The organism is Rahnella perminowiae, from assembly GCF_019049755.1.
Taxonomy (GTDB): domain Bacteria; phylum Pseudomonadota; class Gammaproteobacteria; order Enterobacterales; family Enterobacteriaceae; genus Rahnella; species Rahnella perminowiae.
On the sequence record NZ_JAFMOS010000474.1, the window covers coordinates 1 to 11,676 of the forward strand.

Genomic DNA, 11,676 nt, shown 5'->3' on the forward strand with positions numbered 1-11,676 from the left:
GCCCGACACAAGGCTGCCTTTATTATTTCTGCTTTCTATAAATGATAATAATGATGCTGCTGTGCGGAGAAAAAACGTAACGATCCCCTACAAGAGAAATTAAGTTTTGTCTGTCGCTTTATTACAATGAGGATATTTTTTTAATAATTAACACCTGTTTTTTCAAATCCATTGGAGTTGCAGCAAGACAGCGAGTCCCGATGAGCTGACTTATGTCAGTGATTCGGGTGAGCAAACGTAGCTAACGCAGTTGCAGCTTCAAGGAAGAAAAAAATCACCACCAGGCTTCGACCTGAACACCAAAGTTCCACGTATCCGCTTTGGTATGATCATCAAACGTATCGCCATGCTCCGAATCATTCAGATAAGACGCGAACACACGCAGTTCAGGACGTGACATAAACTCCGGCCCGGCTGCCAGCCCCATCGCCAGCGTATATTTTTGACCGCCTTGTTTGTAACTCGCCCCGGTCTTGTAATCATCTTTCTGGTAGAACGTACCAACTTCACCGATGGTGCGTACATAATCAGTCCACTGATATTGCGCACGTCCCACCAGAGAAACCAGTTCAGTCGTATCGGTGTAATCAGTGATGTTTTCTGCGTGGCCGTAGGTCAGCACATGGTTAAGGCTGAACTTACTGGTGATCGGGATAAGACCGGTGATGATGCCGCGATAACCGGTGGCATCATTGGTATAGTTCCACATATCGTACCAGCCGCCGCCCTGTGAAATCATGTTCTGCGCCAGACCTTTATTCGCGTACTGCAATACCAGTTTGTTATAGCCGCCCCACATGTCCTGGCTGATTTCACCGGTCAGCATCACGCCGTTATCCGCATCATACAGGCCGCCGTACTCTTTCTGGTCATGCGACAGATTTGGCATGGCGTAGTCGGCACCGATTTCCATCCACGCACCGCTCCAGGGTTTAATTCCGGCATAACGCACGTCGATGTAGTTGATGTTCACATCATTATTACCGTCCACGCGGTAATCTACGTCATTGGCATCGCCACGGATCCACGCCAGAGAAAGCGCGCCTTCGCCCATTTTAAGATTTTCAATACCGGCACCGGCACCGGAAATGTTCCAGTATTTGGTATCGATGATGTGTAAATCGTGACGCTGGTAATAACGTTTACCGCCCCAGATCACGGCATCTTTATCCCAGGGGACCAGCCCTTTGATTTGCAGATTCAACTGGCGCAGGCCGAACTGTGCATCGTCATTTAAGGTGTTTTCATCATCATTAGAGCCGTCAGACACCATACTGACCATGGAGTCGACGTAAAAACTCACGTCATCTTTCTTGTAAACTTCGCTGCCCAGTTCAATTTCGCCGTAGGTGTCATCTTCGTTGCCCAGACGCCCGACTTTGTTTTTCTGGAATTGTTCCAGACTGCCACCGCCAGAAACCCCCACGCCCGAACGCAGATATCCATGAAAATCAATATCATTTGCCACGGCAGGGCCCGCTGTGATGGCGAGGGAAACCGCCACAGCCAGAGTGCGTAAGTTGTGTTTCATTTTTTTTCCTTATGATTGTATGACGTTCACATTTACGGAATCTATAAGATACCCAGAAACAATAATGATCAATTTTACATATTGTGAAATGTGATATATGTCTACAAGTTATGGATTATTGATAAATCGTGAGTGATATAAATCACGAATATATTCAATGTTAACGTATAACTTATGCATTGCCGGTCACCCGGATTGAACTTTTAAATGAGATCCCGTACGTTGGCTCGATTATCATAGGATTGAGCAAAATCACGGGTTGCGGTCTGGGGAAAGAATGAAATCAAAAAGTTCGACATTAGAGGATGTTGCCCGCTATGCCGGTGTTTCGTATCAGACGGTTTCGCGGGTGTTAAACAAATCGGCCAATGTCTCAGATGCCACGCGTCTGAAAGTTGAACAGGCCATTGAAGTTTTGCGCTATGTGCCGAACCGGCTGGCACAGCAACTGGTGGGGAAGCAGAGTTTTACCATCGGACTTGTCACGACGTCACTGGCGCTACACGCGCCTTCGCAAATTGCCGCGTCAGTGAAGAAATATGCGCATCAGGCCGGGTATCAGGTACTGATTTCAATGATTGACGGAGACGTCAACCAGAGCATTCAGGACTCGATTAATGAACTGAAATCACAACGTGTTGAGCGTGTCATCATCAACATTCCGCTGGAAAGCGCCGAGGCGGGACGGATTTATGAAAATAACCGCGACATCCTGTGTCTTTTTCTTGACGTCGATCCCACCAGCCCGGTGTTTAATGTCTGCTTTAATCCGGCTGACGGTTCACGCGCCAGCGTGGAATATCTGCATGATTTAGGGCACCGCGAATTTGCCTTGCTGGCGGGACCGGAGGATTCTGTCTCTTCCCGTTTACGTCTGGAAAGCTGGCAGGAAACGCTGGCAGAGAAGGGCATCCAGCCGGTGACGGTTATTCACGGCGACTGGAGTGCGAAAAGCGGTTATTACAGCGCGTTGCAGATTTTGCGCGAAACTCCGCAATTCACCGCCATGCTGGTGGGAAATGACCAGATGGCGCTTGGCGTCATCAGTGCGCTTCATCAGCACAATGTGGCCATCCCGCAGCACGTGTCGATCATCGGATACGATGACACCTACGACAGCGCTTTCTTTCATCCGGCACTGACCACCGTCTCACTGGATCTCGATTTGCAGAGCAAAGAGGCGGTTGAACATTTGCTGGCCGAAAACCCTGAGACGATGTCATCGAAAATTCTGCCTGCGAAGCTGGTGGTGCGTAATTCCACCCGTGCGCCGGGGCAGCAGGAGAAAGATCTCAACCTGATAGCCGATCAGCTCAATATTCTGGCGCAGCAGTTGCGGGGGCAGTAAGAAAACGCTTTAATTCTTTACCTATTAAAAAACCCATTGAAATATCAGATGAACAGGCAAAAGGATGTGATGAAATGACGTTATGGCAGTGTTATTTGCAGGGCTGGAAAAAGTATGTAGATTTCCGTGGCTGCGCGACCCGCAAGGAGTTCTGGACATTTGCGCTGGGTAATTTGCTGATTATTATTTTGCTGACCATGGGCGTTTCATTCCTGTTCGCGCTGGCGGGGAATCCTTACAGCATTTTTTACGCCGGGGTTGCTTATACTTTGTTTGCCCTGGCGACGGCATTACCGCTTCTCGCGGTCGGGATCCGGCGTATGCACGACATCAACCGCTCCGGCTGGTGGTTTGGCGGTGTTTATCTGGCAGGTATTGTTTCGCGCCTGCTGAATACCATCCTGATGCAGTACGCCTCGCCGGAAACCTATGTGTGGATGAAAATCACGTTGGGTATTGTACTGGGCTGGATCCCGCTGCTGGTCATGATTTTCCTGTGCTGTCAGAAATCCAGGCCTGCGCCGCAAACACAATCCCGCATTGTTGAGTAATGCACTACTGAACACCCTGTCGCGCATTTAGTCCGATAAGTTTGCCGCCAGTTGCGCGGCAAATACCTCCAGTTTCGTCAGCCCCCACGGCCAGTCGCCGAACCCTGATTCCACATTGATATGTCCGGCCTCCCCGATATCTGCCAGTTCGCAGCGCCACGTCTGCGCCCAAAACTCTGCCCGGGTAAAGGTCAGCAACGGATCGGTATGGCTGGCGACCAGCAGCCCCGGTACGGCCAGCGGTACAGGAAGAATGTCATCATTGAGCCCGAACCGCATGGGCTCGGCAGGAGCGACCAGCATCACACCTGCCGTGAGTTGCGGATGACGGTTCGCCCACACCAGGCTTGCGAGCGCACCAAAACTGTGGCCGATCAGCAGCAGCGGGGAAGGGGTCTTTTTCTGCTCACGGTCAATGGCAGTAATCCAGCCTTCAAGATCAACCTGCGCCCAGTTGCGCTGCTTTATGCGCAGCCAGTGGGGATATTGTTCATGCCAGCGGCTTTGCCAGTGCCCGGCTTCGCTGTCACGCAATCCGGGAACCAGCATGCGGGTTATTTCAGGCACCGGGCTCATTGTGGGAAAGCCATCAGCACGATGGCAATTGCCAGCAAATCCGCACTGCCTCCGGGGCTGAGATGACGGGCTATCAGGGCGTTGTCCATCTGCTGTAAATCCTCCGTCTGCCAGCCTGTGTTCAGTAACCGGCGGGCATAATCCTGTACGAAATGTAATCCGCTGAGGCCGCCGCGTGCCACCAGATTGGTGTCGGGGTTATAGGCCATCAGGCGCAGCAAAGCATTAAGGCTGCGGCGTTCAGAATGGCTTTCCTGATACCAGTATGGAAAAACGTGGCGACGCAAAGTGAGGAATCCGCTCTGTACCTCGCCCCGGGCACCGGTCATCCCGTGTGCCACAAACAGCCGTTCACCCGCCGACACCGGCTGGCGGCAGTGTTGTAATTCGCGCTCAACCAACCCTTGCGTCATGGCGGCCACTTCAGCACATAAGCGGTTGCGGGTCAACAACCGGCGTTGTCCGATCAGTCTGCCTGCGGCGGTGCACAATAACCCGAGCGAGAAGATGCCGCCTTTGTGGGTGTTAATCCCCTGTGTTGCGCCGAACATCGCCTGCTCACAGGCCAGTCCGGTCGGACGGATGCGCATCAGCATCCCCTGTGAGGGTTGCAGAAAATCCTGCTGACCAAGAGTAAAAAACTGATGGAGCCAGGGCGTGATGGCATCAATGCTGCGCAGAAACAGGGGCAAATCCATGTCGCTGTGCGAGCCGTTGTTGGCACTGTCCACCAGCCCCGGTTTGGGGGTCAGCCAGACTTCACGGCGCAACGCTTCGGCTGCCAGTGCGGCAATGTCAGTAGAGACAGGATGTTCAGAGCATACGGTGCCAGCCATCAATCAGTGCCTCCACTTTGGCGATAACTTCCGGCAGCGGGTGCTGGCGCGAACGGGCACAGGCATGGGCGGGGCCATCGCAAATCAGACAGCGGCGGCTGGCATTGTCGAGCGAACGGCGGCCCACAATGCCCGCCTGCGGGCAGATCACATCGAAATCCCATAAACGCCCGAGGATATGTGATTGTTCCAGTTCAACCGTAGCCGCTTTCACTTCCGGCGCAGGATGTTTCACGCACCAGAACGCTTCCGCACCGGTGGGCAGCCAGAAGACCTGTTGTTTCAGTACCGGCCAGCCATGTTGCAGCAACATGACTTCGGCACGTTGCAATGCCTCACGCATAACCTGACGATACACGACAGAGTCTTTCACCGGCCCCGGCGTTACCAGCGTGAGTGAAATCAGCGGTTGCGAGAATTGAGTCAGCCAGTGGGTTTGCCGTTTGGCCCGCAGTTCCTTTGCTGCCAGCAAATCCTCAAGGCTGACGCCTGCATCAGCAGGCGTCATGATGGTCATTTATGCGTCCTCTTTTACCTGATGAACCACGTCAATGACACTGCCGTCGCGATAGCGGATAACACCCACGATGCGGTCAGTGAATTCAATCGGTTTCGGTTCGCCGGTCAGGGAAATCGCCCGCTGATACAACGCCTCGATGTCCATGATTTTCAGACCCGCCTCCTCCAGCCGCTGCCGGATTTCCGGACGTGCCGGGTTGACAGCGATGCCATGGTCAGTCACCAGCACATCGATGCTTTCCCCCGGCGTTACACGGGTGGTGACGCGGCGCACCACCGTCGGAATTCGGCTGCGCAATAAAGGCGCGACGACAATGGTCAGATTGGCCGCACTGGCAACATCGCAATGACCGCCGGACGCGCCACGCATGACACCGTCGGAACCGGTGATGACATTAACGTTAAAACCGGTATCGATTTCCAGCGCGCTCAGAATGACGATATCCAGCTGGTCGCAGCTCGCGGCCTTTGCACCCGGATTAGCATAAACGTTGGTGGATATCTCGATGTGCTGCGGGTTACGGCTAAGTGACGCCGCCGCCTGACCGTCGAAACATTGCGTATCCAGCAGCGTTTGAATCAGACCTTTTTCATGCAAATCCACCAGACTGCCGGTGATGCCTCCGAGGGCAAAACGGGCGGTGATCTGGTGGCGTTCCATTTTCTCTTCCATGAAACGGGTGCAGGCCGTGGCCGCCGCGCCGGAACCGGTTTGCATCGAAAATCCCGGTTTGAAATAACCCGAGTATTCAATGACTTCAGCCGCCGTACGGGCGATCATCAGTTCACGCGGATTACTGGTGACACGGGCAGCGCCGACGCTGATTTTCGCCGGATCACCGACCTGATCGACTTTAACGATGTAATCCACCTGATCCTGCACCAGGCTGGCGGGCATATTAGGGAAGGGCACCAGTTCTTCGGCCAGCAGCACCACGGTTCTGGCGAATTGCGCATCCACCATGGCGTAGCCCAGCGAACCACAGCAGGATTTACCCTGTGTACCATTGGCATTGCCGAATTCATCGCTGCACGGCACGCCAAGGAATGCGACATCAATGTTCAGTTCGCCGTCCTGCAATAATTTAACCCGACCACCGTGCGAGTGGATTTGTACCGGTTGGTCCATCAGCCCGTGAGAAATGGCATCGGCCAGTTTGCCACGCATCCCCGAAGTATAGATTTGGGTGATGACACCGTGGCGGATATGTTCGATCAGCGCATCATTACAGGTCATCAGTGAACTGGATGCCAGCGTGAGGTTTTTAAAGCCGAGTTTTGCCAGCGTGGCGACGACATTATTAATAACCTGATCACCTTCACGGAAAGCATGGTGGAAGGAAATGGTCATGCCATCTTTCAGGCCGCTGCGCGCAATCGCCTGTTCCAGTGAATCGCATAATTTACGATGCAGACGGGCATCAGGATCGGAAAGATATGGCGTATTACGGTGCGCACCGTCAAAGGCAACCAGATGTCTGAGCTGCGGATAAAGACTGTGCAAAGTTTCAGTTAAATGACTCATTAGCTTGATATTCCTGTACAAAATTAAAGGCTAGCGACGGATACCGGATGCGCTGGCGCGTTCAAGTACCACCTGCGCATGGTTGATGATCGGGCCATCGATCATCTTGCCATTGAGCGAAATCACGCCCAGCCCGTTGCGCTCGCCTTCTTCTGCGGCGGCAATCACCCGGTGCGCATAGTCCACATCTTCCTGCGTCGGCGCGTAAGCGTTGTGTAACAGCTCAATCTGTCGCGGGTTGATCAGGGATTTGCCGTTAAAGCCCATTTTGCGGATCAGCTCCACTTCACGCAGGAAACCGGCCTCATCATTAATGTCGGAATACACCACGTCGAAGGCGTCAATTCCGGCGGCACGTGCCGCGTGCAGCACGGCGCAGCGGGCATAAAACAGTTCGGTGCCGTCGCCGCGCTCGGTTTGCATATCCATCACATAATCGAAAGCCGCCAGCGCTATGCCGATCAGACGCGGCGAACAGCGGGCGATCGCCACGGCATTGATTACACCAATAGCTGATTCGATGGCGGCCATCACTTTGGTGGAACCGACTTCGCGCCCGCAGGCCTTCTCGATGCGTTCGATATGCGCTTCCAGCTCAAAAATATCGTCCGGCGTATCGGTTTTGGGTAAGCGCACCACATCCGCACCCGCCCGTACCACGGCCTCCAAATCTTTAAGGCCAAACGGTGTACTGAGCGGGTTGATACGCACTACGGTTTCGATATCGCGATACATCGGGTGTGAAAGCGCATGGAAAACTAAAATGCGTGCCGTGTCTTTCTCACGCAGTGAAACGGCATCTTCGAGATCAAACATGATGGAGTCAGGGCGATAAATGAATGCCGTGGATAACATGGCGGCACTGGCCCCCGGCAGGAACAGCATGCTGCGGCGGAGTTTTTTCATCGTAACATCTCCCAGTTAATCTCTTCAGCCTGTGCCGCACGCAGTACTGCACTTTGTACCCGGGCACGAATGACGCAATCCAGTGCACCTTTGTCTTCAATAATCACCAGACCCGCGATAACACCGAGTGTATTCAGGGTGTCATTCACGACACGGCGGATCTGATCGCCAAACTGTTTGGCGACTTCACTGCTGATCACCACATTCAGCTCACTGGCCGGGGCGATTTTTACCAGTAAATCGCTGGATTCAACCGTTCCTGCCAGCGCCTCCTTCACAATTTTCATGGGTTTTTCCTGCTGTTAACAAAGTGAGGGTGAAATAATAAGAACATCGCCATGCACCGGATCCGCGGGCGCAGTGGCGGAATAATGTTGCTCAAGGTGGGCGTAAGTACTGGGTGGAACAATGTCGCGGATACGCGGTAACTGATGCGTCCGGAGCAGCGCACGCACTTCAGATGCCGAAATTGCCCTGCCGCCGGCGTGACGTTTGCGGGGCAACTCAGTCACCTTCAGCGGTTGCGACGTCAGGCGGGCAGGTGCTTCCAGCCAGTCATGCATGTCGCAGTTGTACTGATGAGTCACCGGACAGAAAGGTTCGCTGCCCACAAAACGATGCGTAATCCCTAATGCCGGGGCGATGTACTGGCGGAAAATCAGCAAATCCATCACGCTCCACGCCTGATTCACCAGCCCCGCATCCTTGAGGAAATAGCCGGGAAAGGTTGCGCGGGAGATTAGGTATTCAGAACCGACATGCACCGTCACGTTAGGCAGGTCCGCGACCCCCATACGGACCATTTCAAGACGTTCCTGAAACGGGAAATACGACACGTCTTCGCTTACCACAAAGACATGCAGCCAGTCGCAGGTTGCTGCCGCCTGTTCGGTGAGAAAGCGATGCCCGAGAGTGAACGGGTTGGCGTTCATCACCACCGCACCGATGCGCTGGCCATGATGATAATGGCGCTGTAAACCGCAGCAGTACTGACTGATGCCCACGGGTGTGTTTTCCATCAGCACGGCGACGTCATCCCACTGGACCAGCGGGTAAAACCCGCAGCCACGAAAGCGCTCCCGATTTGACGGCCGGGTGTACAGAAATAAATGGAATTTTCCGCCAGATACCGCCAGATTTTCCACTTCACCCAGCAATCTGGCGCTGAGGTTTTCGCCGCGCCAGTCGGCAGCCACGGCAACGCATTTGATAATGTTGCTGACCAGACCTGCGCATCCGACCAGCCGGCGGCCCGAGCAGGCCACCACGAACTGCTCTATGTCGTCATCCATACCTAACTGGCTTTGTTGCAACAAGGCGCGGATATCCTCCAGCATGCCTTTCGGTGGCTGGCTGACAGAGATGACATAAAAGTCGGGTTCGTCACGGCTGAACATAATGCATTCCTGATGTCTGATGTAAGTCGACGCAATGTTTAAAACGCCGGGCTGAATGCCCGGCCAGGTCAGTTGGTTTTAAGAGGTTAGTGAGCCGCCCGGGCATGGCTCACCTGACGGCCGGCGGCAACCTTGGTTTCTGCCGCAACAATCACATTGCTGAGATGACCAATCTTTTCAATTTCTACTTCGATGCGATCGCCGGGTTTCATAAACAGCGGCGGTACGCGCTTTTTACCTACCCCACCTGGCGAACCGGTAATGATCACGTCACCGGCACTCAGTGAGGTAAAGGTGCTGATGTACTCAATCAGTTCGGCAACGTTGTGGATCATGCTGCGGGTGTTGTCGTCCTGCACCATGTGACCGTTCAGCCAGGTGCGGATTGCCAGTGTGTGCGGGTCTGGGATCTCATCGGCCGTGGTCATCCACGGCCCGAACGCACCGGTCTGCGGCCAGTTTTTACCGGCGGTAAACCAGGTGTGCTGCCAGTCGCGGGCGGAACCGTCCATATAGCAGCTGTAGCCGGCGACGTGCGCCAGGGCGTTTTCGCGGGAAATATTTTCCCCGGCAGAACCGATAATCACTGCCAGTTCACCTTCGTAATCAAATTCGACAGAACGGCTCGGTTTGATGACGGGAGAAGCGTGGCCGGTTTGTGAATCAGCAAAGCGGACGAACAATGTCGGTGCCGGATTATGCTGGTCAAATTCTTTGCGTTTTTCGGCGTAGTTCATACCAACACAGAGAATTTTTTCCGGATTCTGGATGACCGGCAGAAAAGTCAGATCGTCGATATCCACATCTGCGGGCAGGGTCGCCAGCGCCTGAGCCTGTGCCAGTGCATTGCCTGCCAGCAGAGCTTTGAGGTCCGGATAACGCTGACCGAGATGGCGACCAAGGTCGATCATGCCGTGCCCGGTTGCGATGCCGTAGGACTTGCGCCCCTGATAAAGATAACTTGCCAGTTTCATAAAAATATCCTGAATTAAAAAAGAGTTAGCGCGGCATCAGACGAGGAAGTTGCCGAGCACCAGCAGGGCAACCGAGACATTAATGGCCCCGCCAATACGTGTGGCTATTTGGGCAAATGGCATCAGTTGCATGCGGTTACCGGCAGTCAGAATGGCGACATCACCGGTACCGCCCTGGCCACTCTGGCAGCAGGAAACGATGGCGACATCAATCGGGTGCATGCCAATTTTCTTGCCGACGAAAAAGCCGGTGGTGACCAGCGCTGCAACAGTGCTGACAATGACCAGCAGATTAGAAATCGTGAATGCGGCAACCAGTTCATTCCACGGTGTGATGGCGACACCGACGGCGAACAAAATCGGGTAAGTGACGGAAGTCTGGAAGAATTTGTACACCACCTGAGAACCTTCGAGCAGGCGGGGAGAAACGCCGTGCGCCAGTTTCAGGCCAACAGCCGCAAACAGCATCCCGACCGGTGCAGGAAGACCAATCAGCTTGTGTAACAGCATGCCCACCATATAAAGCAGAACGGCCAGTAATGCACCTGAGGCAATGGTCGTGACATCGGTTTTACCGCCAGCCACTGTCGGCGTGTTGCTTTCCGTTGTGGCATTTTTAGCAGACGGCATCAGCTGACCTTCGCCGGTGAGGTGTGGATAGCGTTTACCTAGCTGATTGAGAGAACCGGAGATAACGATAGCCGTCAGGCTGCCCAGCATCACGATAGGCAGGATGCGACCCAGCGCCACACCCTGGTCCATGTGTAATAAGGTTGCGTAACCAATGGACAGCGGGATGGCACCTTCACCCACGCCACCGGCCATGATCGGTAAGATCAGGAAGAAGAAAATCTGAAAAGGTTCCATGCCCAGCGCCAGACCGACCCCCATCCCGACCAGCATGCCAACCACTTCGCCGCACAACATTGGGAAGAAAATACGCATGAACCCCTGGATCAGCACTTTGCGATCCATGCTCATGATGCTGCCCACGATAATGCAGCAGATGTAGAGATACAGAATATTGGTGCTTTTGTAGAACTTGGTGGTGGACTCCACCACGACATCCGGCAGCAGGCCGTAATAGACCAGCGCGGAAGGAATGAACGTGGCGCAAATCGCCGCAGCGCCCATCTTGCCGATAAAAGGCAGACGCTTGCCGAACTCGCCACAGGCAAACCCAAAGAACGCTAACGTGGCGACCATCACCACGATGTCGCTCGGCAGTTTGCCGTCAAGACAATCTATTGCGATAAGTAGCCCCGCCATGGCGAACAGCGGTAACGGAATAATGCCGATTTTCCAGGTATCGAGAATGTGCCACCATTTTTCTTTTAATGAGAGCTGTTTAACGCAGGAAGATCCCGCAGTAACAGAATAGGTGTCGTCAGTTGTACTCATTATGAATCCCCTGTGTCAATTTGTGCAGGGAGTATAAGAGTAATGCTGACCGGTAATATGTGAGGTGCCGCAAATTAGAAAAGGTGTTTTAAAGGAGTGAAAGGTTTTTATG

Annotated in this window: 12 protein-coding genes; 2 read left to right on the forward strand and 10 right to left on the reverse strand. The window is 53.7% G+C overall.

Annotation, left to right across the window (positions count from 1 at the left end; genetic code table 11):
- Positions 1 to 274: 274 nt before the first annotated feature.
- Positions 275 to 1,531 carry a maltoporin gene (locus J1785_RS08810; protein WP_129952566.1) on the reverse strand — a complete coding sequence of 419 codons (1,257 nt, stop codon included), beginning with the start codon at positions 1,529 to 1,531 and terminating at the stop codon, positions 275 to 277.
- A 277-nt stretch (positions 1,532 to 1,808) separates the two neighbouring features.
- On the opposite strand from J1785_RS08810, the gene J1785_RS08815 reads away from it, so the two are divergent.
- Together J1785_RS08815 and J1785_RS08820 are read left to right on the forward strand one after the other, a co-directional pair.
- Positions 1,809 to 2,879, forward strand: a complete 1,071-nt coding sequence (locus J1785_RS08815; RefSeq protein WP_129952567.1) for a LacI family DNA-binding transcriptional regulator — start codon at positions 1,809 to 1,811, stop codon at positions 2,877 to 2,879.
- Positions 2,880 to 2,953: 74 nt separating this feature from the next.
- On the forward strand, positions 2,954 to 3,430 hold the full coding sequence (locus J1785_RS08820) for a DUF805 domain-containing protein (RefSeq protein WP_129952568.1): 477 nt from the start codon (positions 2,954 to 2,956) through the stop codon (positions 3,428 to 3,430).
- Positions 3,431 to 3,457: 27 nt separating this feature from the next.
- Here J1785_RS08820 and J1785_RS08825 read toward each other — a convergent pair whose 3' ends face one another.
- The 9 genes from J1785_RS08825 to J1785_RS08865 form a co-directional block, all read right to left on the reverse strand.
- A complete protein-coding gene (locus J1785_RS08825; protein WP_217159234.1) occupies positions 3,458 to 4,006 on the reverse strand; it encodes an RBBP9/YdeN family alpha/beta hydrolase in 549 nt (182 codons plus the stop codon).
- Positions 4,003 to 4,842 (reverse strand): triphosphoribosyl-dephospho-CoA synthase CitG, encoded by an 840-nt coding sequence (citG, locus tag J1785_RS08830; protein WP_217219242.1) that lies wholly within the window; start codon positions 4,840 to 4,842, stop codon positions 4,003 to 4,005. The genes J1785_RS08825 and citG overlap by 4 nt, the downstream gene beginning before the upstream one ends.
- Positions 4,820 to 5,359 carry a citrate lyase holo-[acyl-carrier protein] synthase gene (citX, locus tag J1785_RS08835; RefSeq protein ID WP_129952571.1) on the reverse strand — a complete coding sequence of 180 codons (540 nt, stop codon included), beginning with the start codon at positions 5,357 to 5,359 and terminating at the stop codon, positions 4,820 to 4,822. The genes citG and citX overlap by 23 nt, the downstream gene beginning before the upstream one ends.
- Complete coding sequence (citF, locus tag J1785_RS08840; RefSeq protein ID WP_129952572.1) at positions 5,360 to 6,886, reverse strand: citrate lyase subunit alpha; 1,527 nt, start codon at positions 6,884 to 6,886, stop codon at positions 5,360 to 5,362.
- Between the two features lie 30 nt (positions 6,887 to 6,916).
- Positions 6,917 to 7,792 (reverse strand): citrate (pro-3S)-lyase subunit beta, encoded by an 876-nt coding sequence (gene citE / locus J1785_RS08845; RefSeq protein ID WP_129952573.1) that lies wholly within the window; start codon positions 7,790 to 7,792, stop codon positions 6,917 to 6,919.
- Positions 7,789 to 8,079 carry a citrate lyase acyl carrier protein gene (gene citD / locus J1785_RS08850; RefSeq protein ID WP_129991166.1) on the reverse strand — a complete coding sequence of 97 codons (291 nt, stop codon included), beginning with the start codon at positions 8,077 to 8,079 and terminating at the stop codon, positions 7,789 to 7,791. The genes citE and citD overlap by 4 nt, the downstream gene beginning before the upstream one ends.
- A gap of 15 nt (positions 8,080 to 8,094) precedes the next feature.
- On the reverse strand, positions 8,095 to 9,189 hold the full coding sequence (gene citC, locus J1785_RS08855; protein WP_217219243.1) for a [citrate (pro-3S)-lyase] ligase: 1,095 nt from the start codon (positions 9,187 to 9,189) through the stop codon (positions 8,095 to 8,097).
- 86 nt (positions 9,190 to 9,275) lie between these two features.
- Positions 9,276 to 10,163, reverse strand: a complete 888-nt coding sequence (locus J1785_RS08860; RefSeq protein ID WP_129952576.1) for a fumarylacetoacetate hydrolase family protein — start codon at positions 10,161 to 10,163, stop codon at positions 9,276 to 9,278.
- A 36-nt stretch (positions 10,164 to 10,199) separates the two neighbouring features.
- Positions 10,200 to 11,564 carry a 2-hydroxycarboxylate transporter family protein gene (locus J1785_RS08865; RefSeq protein WP_129991164.1) on the reverse strand — a complete coding sequence of 455 codons (1,365 nt, stop codon included), beginning with the start codon at positions 11,562 to 11,564 and terminating at the stop codon, positions 10,200 to 10,202.
- Positions 11,565 to 11,676 lie beyond the last annotated feature (112 nt).